This window comes from Mesorhizobium sp. A623 (genome assembly GCF_054489405.1).
Map to the genome: position 1 here is coordinate 38,889 of NZ_JBTMXB010000010.1, position 15,230 is coordinate 54,118.

At 63.5% G+C, this 15,230-nt stretch carries 15 protein-coding genes; 5 read left to right on the forward strand and 10 right to left on the reverse strand.

Translation table 11 applies throughout. The features are described 5' to 3' along the window. From ACX3P1_RS12425 to ACX3P1_RS12435, 3 genes are read right to left on the reverse strand one after another with little or no spacing between them, the layout of a single operon-like run. Positions 1–609 (reverse strand): DsbA family protein, encoded by a 609-nt coding sequence (locus ACX3P1_RS12425; RefSeq protein ID WP_459079883.1) that lies wholly within the window; start codon positions 607–609, stop codon positions 1–3. After that, positions 606–1,961 carry an ATP-binding protein gene (locus tag ACX3P1_RS12430; RefSeq protein WP_459079884.1) on the reverse strand — a complete coding sequence of 452 codons (1,356 nt, stop codon included), beginning with the start codon at positions 1,959–1,961 and terminating at the stop codon, positions 606–608. Before ACX3P1_RS12430 ends, ACX3P1_RS12425 begins: the two co-directional genes overlap by 4 nt. Further along, complete coding sequence (locus ACX3P1_RS12435) at positions 1,958–2,623, reverse strand: response regulator (protein WP_459079885.1); 666 nt, start codon at positions 2,621–2,623, stop codon at positions 1,958–1,960. The genes ACX3P1_RS12430 and ACX3P1_RS12435 overlap by 4 nt, the downstream gene beginning before the upstream one ends. Positions 2,624–2,762: 139 nt before the next feature. Here ACX3P1_RS12435 and dsbD point away from each other — a divergent pair, with 139 nt between their 5' ends. From dsbD to ACX3P1_RS12455, 4 genes are read left to right on the forward strand one after another with little or no spacing between them, the layout of a single operon-like run. After that, positions 2,763–4,556, forward strand: coding sequence for a protein-disulfide reductase DsbD (gene dsbD / locus ACX3P1_RS12440; protein ID WP_459079886.1), 1,794 nt, complete (start codon positions 2,763–2,765; stop codon positions 4,554–4,556). Further along, positions 4,556–5,383 carry a prolipoprotein diacylglyceryl transferase family protein gene (locus ACX3P1_RS12445; protein ID WP_459079887.1) on the forward strand — a complete coding sequence of 276 codons (828 nt, stop codon included), beginning with the start codon at positions 4,556–4,558 and terminating at the stop codon, positions 5,381–5,383. The genes dsbD and ACX3P1_RS12445 overlap by 1 nt, the downstream gene beginning before the upstream one ends. Next, on the forward strand, positions 5,370–6,086 hold the full coding sequence (locus ACX3P1_RS12450; protein ID WP_459079888.1) for a L,D-transpeptidase: 717 nt from the start codon (positions 5,370–5,372) through the stop codon (positions 6,084–6,086). Before ACX3P1_RS12445 ends, ACX3P1_RS12450 begins: the two co-directional genes overlap by 14 nt. 1 nt (position 6,087) lies before the next feature. Next, positions 6,088–6,699: a DsbA family protein gene (locus ACX3P1_RS12455; RefSeq protein ID WP_459079889.1), complete on the forward strand. Its 612-nt coding sequence runs from the start codon at positions 6,088–6,090 to the stop codon at positions 6,697–6,699. Positions 6,700–6,746: 47 nt separating this feature from the next. On the opposite strand, the gene ACX3P1_RS12460 is transcribed toward ACX3P1_RS12455, so the two are convergent. The 3 genes from ACX3P1_RS12460 to ACX3P1_RS12470 all read right to left on the reverse strand — a co-directional run bounded on the left by ACX3P1_RS12460 (position 6,747) and on the right by ACX3P1_RS12470 (position 9,778). Continuing rightward, positions 6,747–8,462 (reverse strand): DUF882 domain-containing protein, encoded by a 1,716-nt coding sequence (locus ACX3P1_RS12460; protein ID WP_459079890.1) that lies wholly within the window; start codon positions 8,460–8,462, stop codon positions 6,747–6,749. Between the two features lie 298 nt (positions 8,463–8,760). Next, positions 8,761–8,988: a BrnA antitoxin family protein gene (locus ACX3P1_RS12465; RefSeq protein ID WP_459079891.1), complete on the reverse strand. Its 228-nt coding sequence runs from the start codon at positions 8,986–8,988 to the stop codon at positions 8,761–8,763. A gap of 124 nt (positions 8,989–9,112) precedes the next feature. Further along, positions 9,113–9,778 carry a GDSL-type esterase/lipase family protein gene (locus ACX3P1_RS12470; RefSeq protein ID WP_459079892.1) on the reverse strand — a complete coding sequence of 222 codons (666 nt, stop codon included), beginning with the start codon at positions 9,776–9,778 and terminating at the stop codon, positions 9,113–9,115. A 314-nt stretch (positions 9,779–10,092) separates the two neighbouring features. On the opposite strand from ACX3P1_RS12470, the gene ACX3P1_RS12475 reads away from it, so the two are divergent. Further along, positions 10,093–11,091 carry an acyltransferase family protein gene (locus tag ACX3P1_RS12475; RefSeq protein WP_459079893.1) on the forward strand — a complete coding sequence of 333 codons (999 nt, stop codon included), beginning with the start codon at positions 10,093–10,095 and terminating at the stop codon, positions 11,089–11,091. 44 nt (positions 11,092–11,135) lie between these two features. On the opposite strand, the gene ACX3P1_RS12480 is transcribed toward ACX3P1_RS12475, so the two are convergent. From ACX3P1_RS12480 to ACX3P1_RS12495, 4 genes are all read right to left on the reverse strand, one after another. Then, a complete protein-coding gene (locus ACX3P1_RS12480; protein WP_459079894.1) occupies positions 11,136–11,738 on the reverse strand; it encodes a hypothetical protein in 603 nt (200 codons plus the stop codon). A gap of 108 nt (positions 11,739–11,846) precedes the next feature. Beyond that, the gene (locus ACX3P1_RS12485; RefSeq protein WP_459079895.1) at positions 11,847–12,689 is read right to left on the reverse strand and encodes a galactosyl transferase; all 843 of its coding nucleotides are present in this window, start codon (positions 12,687–12,689) and stop codon (positions 11,847–11,849) included. Between the two features lie 14 nt (positions 12,690–12,703). Next, complete coding sequence (locus tag ACX3P1_RS12490) at positions 12,704–13,708, reverse strand: polysaccharide pyruvyl transferase family protein (RefSeq protein ID WP_459079896.1); 1,005 nt, start codon at positions 13,706–13,708, stop codon at positions 12,704–12,706. 26 nt (positions 13,709–13,734) lie between these two features. Next, positions 13,735–15,228, reverse strand: coding sequence for a lipopolysaccharide biosynthesis protein (locus ACX3P1_RS12495; RefSeq protein WP_459079897.1), 1,494 nt, complete (start codon positions 15,226–15,228; stop codon positions 13,735–13,737). Between the last annotated feature and the right edge of the window lie 2 nt (positions 15,229–15,230).

Here is a 15,230-nt window from a genome sequence, read left to right on the forward strand (position 1 = left end):
TCATGATCGACTGGAGCCGCGAACCTGCGCAACTACCGTCTTCAGCTCTTCGAGGCTGATTACCCGTCGGAATAGCCTGTTGCCCACGATAAAGCCCGGCGTTCCAGGCAATTTCAGTGCCCTTGCATGTGCCCGGTTGCGCGCAAGCAAGGCGTCGATCGAGCCAAGGTGGATGTCCAGCATGTCGCGGACCTTGCCGACATCGACGCCTTGAGCGCGCATCGCATCGTCGATACGCTTCGCCGACAGACCGCCCTCCAGCGCCATGAGTGCCGCATAAGTCTTGGCGTAGACGCCCATATGAACCGACGCCAGCGTCATGCGCGACGCGTATTCGGCGAGATCGCCGTTGATCGGCCAATCCTTCATGACCAGGCGAATGCCGCCATCCTCCGCGACCAGCCGCTTTAGATGCGGATGCAGCGCCTTGCAGGATGGGCACATATAATCGAAGAACTCGGCGATGCTGACATCGCCATTAGGGTTTCCAAGCACGGGAAGTGCCGGGTCGAACAGGATCTCTTGCAAGCTGGGTGGGCGCGCAGCTTGCGCCGTGGCGGGTGCGGTAAGGGCAAAAACACCCGCCAGGAAAATACGGCGGCTGATCATGTCGAGGCTTTCTCGAACGGCATGATCAGCGTGGCGCTAAAACCGTGCGGCTGGCGGTTTCGAAAGCGCATCTCGCCGCCGATCCGCGCCATGGCGATCTCGGCGATGGCCAGTCCCAGCCCGCTTCCGGTGGATGACTTGTTGCGGCCACGGAAGAATTTTTCCGTTACGCGCGACAGTTCCGCCTCCGGCACGCCGGGGCCGTCATCCTCGATGCACACCGTCAACTTTGCATCCGACTGCACGATGCGGCAGGTAACGAAGCCGCCTTCCCGTGAATGGTTGATGGCGTTTTCCAGCAGGTTGCGTACGGCCAGCGTTAGGAAATGCGGCTCGGCCGTCATCTTCTCATCGTCTCCCCCTACCACCTCAACCTTCACGGATCGCAGAGAGTTCAATTCCGCAACGGCGGCGTCGACCAGCGCTTTCACGTCGACCGGCACGAGAACGGGTTCGGTGTCGCTCGCCTCGAGCGAGGTGAGGTCGAGCAACTGCTTGACCAACCGGGCGGTCCGGTCGACGCCGGCGGAAATCTGGCGCAAGGCGTTGGCGTGAACCTGGCGGTCGCTGCTGCCCAGCGCGATCTGCGCCTGCGTCTTCAGGCCGGCGAGCGGGGTCTTCAATTCGTGCGCGGCAAAGGCGGTAAAACTGCGCTCGCGCTCGCGCGCCTCCTCGACCCGCTTGAATAGACCGTTGAGCGCATTGACGGCGGGCGCGATCTCCTTCGGCAGGCCCGTCGCGGGCAATTCGCGCAGATCGTTGGCCGCGCGCTTCGAGAGCGTATCCGCCATCATGTTGAGCGGCGAGAGGCCGCGCCTGACGCTGAGCCAGATCATGCCGGCGAGGATCGGCAAGATGAGAACGCCCGGCAGCACCAGCCCCTTGACGACATCGCCGACGAGGCGGTCACGAATGCGAACGCTGTCGCCGACCATGACCCGGACGCCAAGCCCGGCATTTTCGACCGTATAGACGCGCCAGGTTTCGCCATCGATGTTGGTTTCGGAAAAGCCTTCGCCGGCCGAACTGAGCTTCCCCTCGGGTGCATTCTCCGAGCGGCCGACAAGCTGGCCGTTGAGCGACCAGATCTGGCAGGAAAGCTGGCGCTCATAGGGATGCTCGACAAAGCCGGGCACAGTAGAGGCGCCGCCCTCGCCCTGCGTCATCGCCAGTTCGATGCGCTGGTCGGTCAGCAGCGAATTCACCATGCGGGCGGCTTCCGTCAGCCGCGCGTCGAGCACATGCTCAACCTCCGAGCGGGTGCCCTGGTAAATCCAGATCGCGGCCAGCAGCCAGACGAGCCCGGTCGTGCCGATCAGGATGGTGATGAGCCGGCTTCGGATGGAAGTCATGCACCTCCCTCCGACAGCCGGTAGCCGAAGCCGCGTACCGTCTTGATGAAGTCGGACCCCAGCTTGTTGCGCAAATGGTGGATGTGCACCTCGACGGCGTTGCTCTCCACCTCCTCCTGCCAGCCATAGAGCGTGTCCTCGAGCGCGGCCTTGGAGACGGTCGCGCTTGGCCGTTCCATCAGCGCCTGAAGCACCGCGAATTCGCGCCGCGTCAGCTTGACGGGAGCATCGCCCTTCACGGCGGTCTTGTCGGCAGGGTCGAGCACGACGCCGCGCCATTCCAGCGAGGCCGTGGCGCGACCCGTGCCACGGCGCACCGCCGCCCGAAGCCGGGCCGCCAGTTCATCGAGATCGAACGGCTTGCCGACATAATCGTCGGCGCCGGCGTCCAGGCCGGCGATGCGGTCCAAAATTTGATCGCGCGCCGTCAGCAGCAGCACAGGCGTCAAATCCTTCTTGCCGCGCAACGATGCCAGCACATCCAGCCCCGAACCGTCCGGCAGCATCAGGTCGAGCACGATGGCGTCATAGCGTTGAGCGGCGATCGCAGCGGACGCATCGGCGCAGCTCGACACCGGATCGATGGTGAAACCTGCCAACCCCAGGCCAACGGTCAGCCCGTCCAGCAACATCGGATCGTCTTCGACTACAAGGATACGCATCGTCCGCCTTCGCCGCCTTTTCGCGCCAATCTACAGCCGAGGCTTAAGGCTGCCTTAAGCTGATGCAGGGAGATCGCCCCGGCCGGCAAGCGCCCCTCGACGCGCGCCGCCCCGACCCAAATGGGCACCAAGGACAGGTATGAGAGCTTTACTGGCAATTCTGGTATTTGTTGGATGTTGCACCGCCGCACTCGCTGAGCCGCTTCCCGCCAACGAAGCCTTCCGTCTCCATGTGTCGGGCGCGCCGGACGGAACAGTCCAGCTCGACTGGACTATCGCCGATGGGTACTACCTCTACCGGGACCATATCAAGGCCAAGGGCGCTGATGGCGAGGATGTGAAGGTCGAAACACCGACCGGCACGCAGCAGGACGATCCCAATTTCGGGCCGATGGAGGTCTATTACGGCCGCGCGGTGGCTTCCATGCCGACGCAAGGTACGGGCACGGTCGAACTCGTCTATCAGGGCTGCCAGGTGGACGGCATCTGCTACCGGCCGGAAACGCGCATCATCGATGCCGTTACCTTGGCGGTGAGCGACCCCTATGCCGATGGCGGCGCGCCAATGCTGCAATGGGCGATCGAAGATGCGGCCGCGCCGCCTAACGAAAGCGCAGTGTCCTCCTCGACGCCACGCACCTTCGCTATCGCGCAGGAGCAGGGGCTGGTGCCGTCGCTGCTGGAGCGGGGCGGCACAGTCTTCGTCATTGCCTCGTTCCTGCTGTTCGGGCTAGCGCTTGCCTTCACGCCTTGCGTGTTTCCGATGTATCCGATCCTCGCGGCCACTTTGGCGCGCGAGGGCGACCGGCTGACGCCACGACGCGGCTTCCTGCTCTCAGCCATCTATGTGGTGTTTCTGGCTATCGCCTTCGCCCTTCTAGGCGCGGTTGCCGGATGGTCGGGCCAGAACCTGCAGATGGCGCTGCAATCGCCCATCACCGCCGGCGTCGTCGCCGTCATCTTCGCCGTGCTTGCCCTGTCGATGTTCGGCCTGTTCGAGCTGCAATTGCCAAGCGCATGGACCAACGCCATCGTCGCCCGGACGGGCGGCGGCGGTGGCTCGAAGCGCTCAGCTGCCGTACTCGGCTTCTCTTCCGCGCTCATCGTCGGCCCCTGCGTCACCGCGCCCTTGGCCGGTGCGCTGCTCTATATCGGCCAAAGCGCCAATGTCGCACTGGGTGCTGCTGCGCTGTTTGCGCTCGGCATCGGCAAGGGCATCCCGCTGATCGTGCTTGCCACTATGGGCGGCGGGGCATTGCCTCGGGCCGGCGCCTGGATGGAGAACGCCAAGCGCCTGTTCGGCTTCGGGTTCCTGGGCTCGGCCATATGGATGGCGACGCCGCTGTTGCCTGCCGGGCTGGACCTCGCGCTGTGGGCAGCCTTATTGATCGGCGTCGCCAGCTTTTTCTTCAGCGCCAAATGGGCAGGCACACGTGTCACGGCCCGCGCGCTTGGTGCGACCAGCCTGATCTACGGCGTCATCCTAATGGTCGGCGCGGCTTCGGGCGGCGCCAATCCGCTCAAACCGCTGGCGGCCTTCACCGGCGGGTCGACCGCAGCCGGTAGCGCACTCGTATTCTCCGATACCAACTCGACGGGCGACTTGCAGGCGAGGCTCGACAGTTCGAAGGACACCAAACCGACGCTGGTCTATTTCACGGCGGACTGGTGCGTCACCTGCCGCAGCATCGAGCGCTCGGTACTGACCGACACGACGGTACGCGCGGGGCTCGGCGATTTCACGCTGATCAAGGCCGATCTTTCCGACCTGACCAAGCAGAACACCGAGCTGATGCAAAAGCTGGATGTCGCCGGTCCGCCGACGATGGTCTTCTTCGACCGCGCCAGCCGCGAGGCGGCCGGAACCCGCCTTATCGGCGACGTGACGGTCCAAAACCTGACGCGGTCGGCCGTCATCACGGGCGATATCTGATGGGTGCCGTGTCGATAGGCCCGTTGGTTCTGGCCGCCGACCGTTTCGCGGTCGTGCTCGCCATCTTCCTGTTTTCCATCGTCACCGGCATATTGGCGCGCCGGGTCGATCCCGCCTTCCATCGCTGGTCGTGGTGGGTGGTGGTCGGCGGCATCGTGGCAGCACGCCTTGGCCATGTCGCCATCCATTGGCAAAGTTTTATCCAGGAGCCGTTGCGCATCTTGGCCTTCTGGCAGGGCGGGTTCTTCTGGCCTGCGGGTGCCGGCGCTGTCGCGCTGACGCTAGTGCTGGTCCTGACCGACGCGCGCCAGCGCCTGTGGGCGCTGCTGCCGCTGGCGCTATCGCTGGTCGTCTGGAACGTCACGTGGCAATTGACGGGCGGCGCGAATGCCCTGCCGCTTCCCGCTGGCACCTACCAGTCCTTGACGGGCGCGCCGGTCTCGCTGGAAAACAGCTCAGGCAAGCCGATGGTGGTCAACCTGTGGGCAAGCTGGTGCCCGCCCTGCCGCCGCGAGCTGCCGATGATGGCCGATGTTGCGGCAACGACGACAAATGCGGACTTCTTCTTCGCCAATCAGGGCGAAGGACGCGGCCGGGTAGCCGGTTATCTCGCCGCGCAAAAACTCGACCTGCCCGCGGCAATCCTCGACCCGTTTTCCGAACTGTCCCGTCACTACGGCGCCATCGGCCTGCCGATGACCCTTTTCATCGGTGCCGATGGAGTTTTGAAACACGCCCATCACGGCGAAATATCCAGGGAAATCCTTCAATCCAACATAACCCGCTTGAACAGCGGCCATTCAGGAGACACGCTTGCCAACCCTTGAAACCCACCCCAATCGCCGCGCCCTTCTGGCGCGCATCCTCCTGGTGGCGGCAGCCCCGCTTCTGATGACGGCGTGTTCGACAACGTCTCCGGTCAGTACCGCCAAGCTGAAGGCGGCGCTGGCGCCCGATCCCGGCTATGTCAGCATGTATGGCGCCATAGACGACAACGGCACGCTCATTCCGGCCATTGACGTGTCCAAGATGAAGAAGAGCAATCTGCGGCAGGTCGTCGACTACGCGACCAAGGAGCCGGTCGGCACCATCGTCGTCGATCCGCATGCGCGTTACCTCTATCTGGTGATGGAGGGCGGCAAGGCGATGCGCTACGGCGTCGGCGTCGCCAAGTCCGGTCTCGAATATGAAGGCGACGCCGACATATTGCGCAAGGCCTCATGGCCGCGTTGGACGCCGACGCCCAACATGATCAAGCGCAATCCCGAGCGTTACGAAAAATTGGCCGGCGGCATGGAAGGCGGCCTGAAGAACCCGCTCGGCGCCCGCGCCCTCTATCTCTTCAAGAGCGGCCAGGACACGCTCTACCGCATCCACGGCACCAACGAGCAATGGTCGATCGGCAAGTCGGTGTCGTCGGGCTGCATCCGCCTGCTCAACCAGGACATCGTCGACCTGCACAAGCGCGTGCCGAAGGGTTCGCGCGTGGTGGTGCTTGGCCCCGAACAATCCGGAAAGGGAGAAATCTGACATGCTGAACAGACGCCAGCTATTGACCGCATCCGCCGCCGGCGCAGCAGCCCTTGCGCTGCCCGCCGCCTTCGCCAATGCGCAGAACTATCCATCCGTGGAAGAAGTTCTATTCGATGCGGAAATTCCCGCGCTCGGCAATCCGAAGGGCGATGTCACCATCGTCGAATATTTCGACTACCAGTGCCCCTACTGCAAGCGGGGCCATGCCGAATTGATGAAGGTGGTGAAGCGGGACGGCAATGTGCGGCTGGTGATGAAGGATTGGCCGATCTTCGGTGCGCCTTCGGTCCACGCCGCAAGCCTCGTCCTGGCGCAAACCGGCGGCGATTATGAAAAAGCCATGGATGCCCTGATGGCGACCAAGGCACGGCTGACCGATAAGCAGATAGACGCAGCACTTAAGGACGCGGGCTTCGATCCGGCCGTGATGCAGGCGTCGTTCAAGAAGGATCAGACCCGCATCGACGGAATTCTGGCCCGCAACATGGACCAGGCCAACGCGTTCGGCTTCGGCGGCACGCCTTCCTTCATCGTCGGCACCAAGCTGTTCCACGGCGTCATGGACGAGAAGGCGTTGACGGAAGCGATTGCCGGCGCGCGCGCCGGGTAATCCAACTTCTACCAGTCGTGCGCGTTCAGCTCCGCGCGCGACTGGCCTTAATTGAAACGGGCGATAGGCAGGAAATTGACCGCCGTGCCGGTGAACCGCTTGTGGTCGACCGCGGTGCGGTCCGGGGTGAAGCCTTCGACATAGGCCTGAAGTGGCGCGGTGCGGATGAAGTTGGCGGACAGGCGCGGTGCATCGGCCGACGCGATAGCCCCGGTGACGCCGCGATCGACCTCAAGCGGCCAATAGCTTGCCTGCAACTGCGGGGCCGGCACGACGACTGGCGCAGCGGCAAGTTGTTGGCCCCGCTGCTCGACACGACCCGCCTTAGGGCTGGTCCTGACACGATCGGCCGAAGTCGGCACCGGCACCGATACGGACGCTGCTACGGGCGTTGAAACCAACTGGCCGGACAGGCGGTCCAGTTCATCGTCGGCCAGCTCATCGTCGGATTGGTTCATCGCCAGCAACGCGCCGACCGCATCGGGAGATTTGAGCGCTTCCGGTGCACCGATCGGGGTTGCCCGATAGTCGGGTCGCTTCGTCGGCAGCGGAATGTTGATGGCCACCCTGTCCAATGCGGCAGGAGCCGGCGCGGCATTAGCCTGGTCGAACGGCACGACGGTCGGGACCGGACCGGCAAGCGCCATTTCCACCGGGGCCGGCGAAGGCTCAGCAATGCCGAACGGCATGTTTTGAGGGGTCGGCGCAGGTGTCGCGACTGTCGCCTCGGCAGTCCGGCGCGGCGCGAATTCCGGCAGCGGAACGGAGTGTCCCGTCAGCGCTGCAACGATGGTTTCGGGCGCTTCCGGCTTCGCCTCGGGCGCCTGCTCCACCATCACGGGGATTTCGGTGCGCTGCGCCTTGTCCGGCGAAACGATGGCGATGCCCGGCTGCGGTGCCGGTTCCACCACCTTCGGCTCAGGGGCCGCCTTGACCGTCTTGCGTGGCACGGGGGCGGCGCTGGCGACATCGGCGACATCATCCGCCTCGTCTTCGCCGCCACCGCCAAACAGCGCCGCCAGCAGACCGCGCTTCTTGCCCTGATTACCGCCGACGCTTGCCAGCGCGATGGCGGGAGCACCGCTCGCCTGTCTTGAATTGTAGGCGACAAGTGCCTGATTGTAGCCCGGCAGCGGCTTGCCGTCGCTGGGCACATGCAGCGTCTTGCCGTTGGGGAACAGACCGGCCAGTTCCTTGCGGCTCATACCCGGCCAATGGCGCACATTGCCGACATCGAGATGGATGAAAGGCGAACCGGACCTCGGGTAGTAGCCGACCCCGCCGGCCTGCATCTTCAAGCCGATGTCGCGCAACTTCTTCAGCGGCACGTCGGGCAGGAAAAAGTCCATCGCCTTGCCCACCATGTGCTGGCTCGTCTTGGCGACACCCTTCGAGCGGCTGCGCAGCATCGCGTTCGTCGCAGGCGCGCGGTAGCCGCTGACCACCTTGATGTAGCCTCTCGAACCGCTGGCGCGATAGGCTTGCCAGACCAGGTCGATCAGGCGCGGGTCCATCCTGATCGGCTCGTTGCGGCGCCAATCGCGCAGGATGACATTGATCTTCTTCAGGCCCGCCTGATCGTAGCGCCCATTGCGCTTGAAAACGATCTCGGCCTTCTCGCCCGTATGCAGGTGATGGATCTTCAGGGCGCGCGTTTCCGCGACCGCGCTGGTAACGCCCAGGCATAGAAGCGCTATCAGGATGGCCGGAAATCGTATCCAGCCATGGAAGCGGCTTTGCGCGTTTTGTTCGCTCTCAAACAAGTTTACACCTTGCTCAGGTTGCCGGTGTTCTGGCGTTTATCGGGGACCCGGCGATCACCCCGCCCGCACCATGAGGATGAATAGCATCTTGGTTAAGAAGTTATTTCCATGCCGATTATGCGGCTCGGCCGAGCGGGCTGTTTTCTTCACGATGGCAAGAAACTCTCGGTGCGTTCCCTGGAGCAAGGCTGGAGTTCAGCGCACAAATCCGGTCAACCTTAAGGCTGCCTTAAGCTAGGCGCCCATAAGCCGCGCACCAATCTCGAATACGCCGTAGGACCGCTTGCCTTCGGCAAGATCACTTGGCCACGGCATCCCGCAAAGCATCGTTGATCCGATCCTGCCAGCCCGGGCCGTTCTCCTGGAAATGATCCAGCACAGCTCTATCGATCCGGATTGAGACAAGCTCTCTCACATTTGGGACAGCCGGGGATTCGCGCGCCTGTGGGACCGGCTTTTTGATCGGCTTGAAGACTGCTTCAGCAGCAGTGATTGGATTTGTCGGTCGACGTGTCGGATTTACCATGATGATCCTGAGAGAAAATGCCCCGTGTTTGATAGGCGAGATTGGGCGAGAACACCACAATGACGTCGCTCGAAAACCAACATCCCTGGTGGTCAGCGTGTAACGGCTGCACTTCTTACCAATTCTACAGAGGCGTACCGGCCTTCCGCGCCGGATGGCCCTCAAAGATGCCTGCGACCTTGTCGGCGATGGCCTTGCCGAGATCCAGATTGTTCTGGACGGTAAAATGGATGCCGTCGCAGCCATCGGTGGTGATGAAATCACCGGCATTCAGGAAATCCAAGTTCATAGACTCTGCCATGTCCCTATACTGCTTGCCAAGCACTGCCGACTTTTCATACCCGCTGCCGAACAGGCGCTGGAAATAGGGTTGCTGCGTCGGCGTCAGCAGTGGGGGAGCAACCACAAGGCACTTCGGAGCCGGATAGGGCGTACCGATGCCGCTTGTGAGCACCTGTTCGACCAGTTTGGCCATCCCACAGGTGATGTCATGGAGCGTTCGATTGTAAAATGTCTTGATGTCGTTCGTCCCCAAAAGAAGGATCACCAGATCGAGCGGCAGGTGGCTGGCGATCGAAGCCGGCAGACAGGCGCTGCCATTCAGCCGAGGGTCGTCGGGATCATCAACGCTCGTGGTACGTGCGCTGACGCCATCCTCGATGACATCATAAGCGGCACCGAGATGGGACGCCATCACGCCCGTCCAGCGCTGTTCATACGGATAGCGAGAGGCCGGCGACCCCTCCCTCCCCGGAACCCAGCCCCAGGTGAGTGAATCGCCGAAGCACAAGATCGATCTCTTTTGAGCCATCGCGCCTTCTCCAAAAGCAAGCTCTTTCAGGGCCTGGCATTGCATCCATGCCGCTTGATCGCAGCGAGCGAGTCAACCCCCGGTTGGTCACGTTCGGGACCGCTCTTTCATCCTTTTTGATCGCACCGTTTGCGGCGCACGGCATGGCGACGCAACGCTTGGGCAGCAAGGGTTGCCGCCTCGGGTGCCGGCTGGATCAGCCAGCCCGATGGCCGATCGCGGGCCGGCGCAGGGGTGTGCATTGCCGCTCGGTGCATTACCTCGAACAGGTCGACCCATGGAGCGGTTATGGAATGAATACAGCCGGAAGTGGCCGTAACGGCCATATCGATGCGCTGAAGGGAGCAGGTATCCTGCTCGTGGTCTTTGGCCATCTGATCGAAAGACCGTCCGGGCAGTCAGCCTTGCTCCAGACGCTCTATACCGACATCTACGCCTTCCATATGCCCCTGTTCGTCTTCCTGTCCGGCATCTTCGCGCGCGAGACATTGAAAAGCCGCGACTACCAGAACATCGCATGGACGCTGTTCTTCCCGCTGGTGGTCTTCCAGATCATTTATCTCGGCGCGGGCCAACTCACCGGCTGGTACAGCTATTCGCCGCTGACGCCCTACTGGCTGCTGTGGTTTATCGCCAGCTTGATTGGCTGGCGCATCCTGCTGCCGCTGTTCGCCTCTCCCATTGGGCTGTCGGTGGCGCTTCTGGGCGCCATCTTCGTCGGTTACGACGATGCGGTCGGCTATGCTCTGAGCGCGGCTCGCACCATCTATTTCCTGCCTTTCTTCGTGCTCGGTCATCTCTACGGCGCGCAATTGGTGGCGTTGGCCGGGCGTTACCGCCTCGCCTTTTCCTGCCTGTTCGGGCTTTCCATGCTGATGGTGACGGTATGGTGGCTGAACGGTTTGGACGGCTCGGTGCTGACGGGAAGCCGTGACTACGACAGTGCGCCGCCCTTCCCGGCCTATCCGGGGCTCGGCCGGCTACTGGTGCTGTCGTTGAGCCTGGCCGGGGTGCTGGGCTTTTGCGCCCTGGTGCCAAGCCGTTCGACGGTGCTCGCCTGGTTCGGCGAGCGTTCGCTGTCGATCTATCTCCTGCACGGGCTGATCGTCATGGCGCTGGTCAGCGCCGGCGTCGTGGACCTGATCCCCTATCCGCTTCTTTTGCCCGCCGTGGTCGGTGCATCGATACTGGTGGCGACGACATCCGCGACCCTCGACACGTTCATGCGGCGCCTCTTCAGCCCCCCGTCGAGTACCTTCGGCCCCATCCCCGGCGGGAGCAGATCTCGCTGACCGTTTGCGTCGCTGCAGGTACGCGCAAGGCGGGCCTTCAACAATCAAGGGCGGCGCGTGTATTCATACCGGACGAACAGCCAGCTTTTCCCCGTGCCGTTGGCCATCATCACGTGCTGTTCCTTCAGCATGTGGTCGACGTCGGAACTGGAGATCGCCATGTCGGAAACCATGAAGCGCCCTTCGACTTCAGGGCCGAAACCGACAAATCCCTGCGGTTCGAACTGGACATCAATCTTGCCGTCTATCGCAGGGCCGAAGCTGCGCGCAGGCATGATGCTGACGGGAAAGCGGGTATCCATGGAGACATATTTCCAGCGGCCCTCGACCCTGTCGAAATTGAGATAGTCGATCCGGGTAAAATCGGGCGTAGTGCCGCCTGGCGCCGGCTTCATGATTTCCTGCAGGATCGGCCCGATCATGGTGCGTTCGGCAACCAGCCCGCGAGCGACGATCGGCTGGGCTCCTGGTGCTGTCCAAAGGCTCGCGACGACATCCCACGTGCCGGTCTGCTTTGCGAGCATCTGTTCCAAAGGGCCTGGTTCCGACATGCGCTGGGCGGCTGTAGGCTCTTCGGCCAATGGGCGGTCGATGCCTACGAACGCTGCGGCAAAGAGAGCCAATAGGGCGATGGTGGTTTTGGGCATGGTGTTTCTCCTGCCTGACCCGCCCGCCTTCACAATCTGGGCGATCAAGGTTGGCGGTCAACCCGGTTTTGTCAGGAGCGTTTTTCTCACCCGCGTCGGCACGCCGGTTCAGGGCTTTGCGCGGATCGAGTGCACCGGGCTCCTCGCCGGCGTGCCGAAGAACTCACGTCGGGCATCGTCGCCGACCAGCCGCAGGCGAGCCAGATGGCGCAGCAGGCGCCGTGGCCGCCGCAGCGCCTCGCGGCTGAGAAAATACTTTTTCACGAGGCTGGGCGCCTTGCTATGCGAACCGCGATGGGCGACGCGATAGACAGCGCCGCGAAACGGCAGCGGGCGAAGCGGCGCGCCGCGCCCGGCAAGAATGTCGGCGATGCGGACATGGCTGCCGAGCATCGACTTGATCCAGTCGAGCGAGGCGTCCTCGAACCGCATCGGCAGGCCGTAGAGGTCGCGACGCACGATCAGCGAAGTGCCGCACAGATGGTTGAACCCGTCATAGCCCAGCAGCAGCCTGCCGCCGTCGTCCCAGATATAGCCGCGCTCGATGGTCCAGCCGTTGGCATCGGGGTTTTGCGCCACATGACCGGCGATGCGGGCGCTGACGAAATCGTCGTCGTCGACGATCATGAAGAAACGGCTGTCGCGGGCGGCGAGCATGCCGGCGAGCACGCGGCGGCCCTTGTCGGCACGGAAAGCCTCATACACGGCCTCGACGTCGGCCCTGTCTATCTCATGCAGGTCGTTGGGCGGAAAGGTGACGCGCACGACGCCGAAACGCGCAGGCAGGTCCGGCAGGTCGGCGCCCTCGTTCGCCACGATGATGCCGCGCCAGTCGTCGTGCGTCTGGCCCGAGATCGAGGCGACGGTCTGGGCGAGGTTCGCCTTGAGCAGGCCCCAGTCGCGCGCATTGTCCTGATGGCGGACGGGAATGATGAAGGTCAGCAGGCTCATCCGATCCTCCGTCATCATGCCGCCGCCTTCACATCGGCCCGCTGACGCGCCCAGGAAATGCCGTCGTCGAGCGACGCGGCCATATGGGACAGGTCGGTTCCGCCGGAGAACGCGGCCATGAAGCGCCGCACCTTGCCGTAGCTGTTGTCGAGCACGGCGTGCGGCCGGCCGATGAGCAGCGAGCAGATATGGACATGCAGGCGGTCGGTGACGATGGCCTGTCCGCGTGAGATCTGGCGGATGCCGCGTCGGAAGCGGTTATGCGCGGCCGCGTCGAGCTTGGCCAGCCGCCGTTCCGCCGGTTTTAGCGCAAGCAGCGCAGATGCCGCACCGAGTGCCTTGGCAGCACGCACGCTGGCAGCCGATTCGGAGATCCAGTCTTCGACCGGCAGGTCGGGCCAGGCCGACAGATCGGCATCACCCGCCTTCTCGCGATCCGCCCGCAACATCGCCAGCACCGGGAATTCGGCAGGCGTGGGCGCGACCGGTCCGATCGCGAACGCCATGTCGGGGCAGAGATCGACCGCGCAGTCGAAATGTTTTTCGGCGAAAGCTTTCGATTCCTCGTCGCGCACCAGAAGCGTGAAATTGCGATGCCGTCCGATGGCGCGCGCACTTTCCTCGATCCGCCGAGCGGATTGGTAATGGATCGATTGCGGAAACTGGATGACGGCGCGATCCGGGAACCGTTCCAGCACGCGCTCGCGAAAATCCTGGTGCGCGCCCCAGATATCGCCGAAATTGCCGCCGCCATGAATGAAGATCGGCCCCGCCGGCATCGCCCGTTCGAGGTCTTCGGCGGAAAAGTCGTCCATGCGCGACACATAGGCCGGCCGCTTGCCGTAGTGGGCCTTGAGGTAGGCCATCTCGCCCAGCCAGATGGCGGAATCGCCGCAATTGCGGATGTCCGGAAAGTCGAGGATGGCCACCGGCTCGTCCGACGAAATATGGGTTTTCAGGCAGCCGTGGATAGTGGCCTGCAATCTTGCGATCAGCGCCAAGCGGGATTCCAATGCCATTTTTCTCTCCATTGTTCGAGCGATCCTCAGGCCGGCCGCAGCTTTGCGAGCATTTTTCCAAGTATGGTCTGGACGTCCGTCTCCGGCCCTTGCGGTCGTCCCATCGCTTCCCAAAGAAGAAAGGACGCGGCGCAGTAGAGGAAGCCGCCGAGCGCCACCAGCGTCGCCAGTTGCAGCGCCAGCATCGGCTTGTCGGCGGTGTGGGCGGTGTGGGCGAGATAAGTGGAGGCGACAGCGACACCGGCGGCCATCACGGCAGCGCTCGCCAGCGCGCGCAGGTTGGCCGCGAGCTGCTTGCGCACCGTGACGCCGATGAGACGCCGCACCAGCACCATATTGACGACGGCGCTGCACAGCCCCGTGAACACCCGGCCGATGACGACGCCCGGAAGGCCGGCAAGCATCAGGCCGGCGATCATGATCGGCACGCGGACAAGCAGCATCTGCGTGTCGCGCATGAACAGGAGCCGCGTTTCGCCCTTGGCCATGCCGAGCGGCTGCACCAGCGAACCCAAGGTCTGCAGCGCGAACACCGAGGCCAGCGCCTGAATGATGAAGATGATCGGCGCCCATTTCTCGCCGAGCGCCAGGCGCACCAGCGGATCGGCGATGACGGCCACGCCGATGCCGGCCGGCAGCGCCACGGCGGTGAGCAGCGCCTGCGCCCGCTGGTAGGCCGCGGCAAGCCGCGCGGGATCATGCTGGATGCTGGCGAAGCCGGGATAGATCGTCTGCGTGAGCGGCATTGTCGCCTCGCGCGTCGGCATCATGGCGAGATTGGAGCCGACCGAATAATAGCCCAAGGCCGTGCCACCGAGCATCTTGCCGACCAGCAGATAGTCGAAGCGCCAGTTCAGCGTGTTGACGATCTGGCCGGCCGTCAGCCAGGCGGAGAACGAGAAGAACTCCCGCATGTGGCGGAAGGTGATCCTCGGCCGGAACGGCAGCACGAGGTAGGAAACGACGACGTTGGTGGCCTGCGAGACCAACGTGCCGATCACCAGCGCCCAGTAGCTGTGATAGATGACGGCAATCGCAACGGCGGCGATGAAGCCGGTGAGCTTCTGCGACACGGCGAGCACGAATTCCTGCCAGAAGACCAGGTCGCGCTGGAGCATGATGCGGCGCGGATTGGTAAGCCCGCTCATCAGCACGCCAAGGCCGAGCGCCAGCATGATGCCGACTAGCCTTGGTTCGTCGAACAGGCGCGCGACAGGCCAGGCGACTGCGGCGAACAACAGGGCAAGCAGCAATCCCCGCGTGGCGTTGAGCGTCCAGGCGGCGCTGAAATGCGATTCCGTGGGCGCCTCGTGGCGGATGAGCGCCTCCGCCAATGAAAGTTCCGTCACGGTGGAAACGATCACAAGGATGGTCATGCCCAGCGCCACCACGCCGAAGTCGGACGGCGTCAGGTTCCACGCCAGCACGAAGGTGCTGAGTGCCGCCAGCGCGTTGACGATGGCGCGCGCAAGGGTGAGCCACAGGCTTCCCTTGATCAGCCGTGTGGTGACGCTCGCCATGG

Coding starts and splice junctions, on each gene's coding strand:
- ACX3P1_RS12425 (WP_459079883.1), bottom strand. CDS start 609: ATGATCAGCCGCCGTATTTTCCTGGCGGGTGTTTTTGCCCTTACCGCA.
- ACX3P1_RS12430 (WP_459079884.1), bottom strand. CDS start 1,961: ATGACTTCCATCCGAAGCCGGCTCATCACCATCCTGATCGGCACGACC.
- ACX3P1_RS12435 (WP_459079885.1), bottom strand. CDS start 2,623: ATGCGTATCCTTGTAGTCGAAGACGATCCGATGTTGCTGGACGGGCTG.
- dsbD (WP_459079886.1), top strand. CDS start 2,763: ATGAGAGCTTTACTGGCAATTCTGGTATTTGTTGGATGTTGCACCGCC.
- ACX3P1_RS12445 (WP_459079887.1), top strand. CDS start 4,556: ATGGGTGCCGTGTCGATAGGCCCGTTGGTTCTGGCCGCCGACCGTTTC.
- ACX3P1_RS12455 (WP_459079889.1), top strand. CDS start 6,088: ATGCTGAACAGACGCCAGCTATTGACCGCATCCGCCGCCGGCGCAGCA.
- ACX3P1_RS12465 (WP_459079891.1), bottom strand. CDS start 8,988: ATGGTAAATCCGACACGTCGACCGACAAATCCAATCACTGCTGCTGAA.
- ACX3P1_RS12475 (WP_459079893.1), top strand. CDS start 10,093: ATGAATACAGCCGGAAGTGGCCGTAACGGCCATATCGATGCGCTGAAG.
- ACX3P1_RS12480 (WP_459079894.1), bottom strand. CDS start 11,738: ATGCCCAAAACCACCATCGCCCTATTGGCTCTCTTTGCCGCAGCGTTC.
- ACX3P1_RS12485 (WP_459079895.1), bottom strand. CDS start 12,689: ATGAGCCTGCTGACCTTCATCATTCCCGTCCGCCATCAGGACAATGCG.
- ACX3P1_RS12490 (WP_459079896.1), bottom strand. CDS start 13,708: ATGGCATTGGAATCCCGCTTGGCGCTGATCGCAAGATTGCAGGCCACT.
- ACX3P1_RS12495 (WP_459079897.1), bottom strand. CDS start 15,228: ATGGCGAGCGTCACCACACGGCTGATCAAGGGAAGCCTGTGGCTCACC.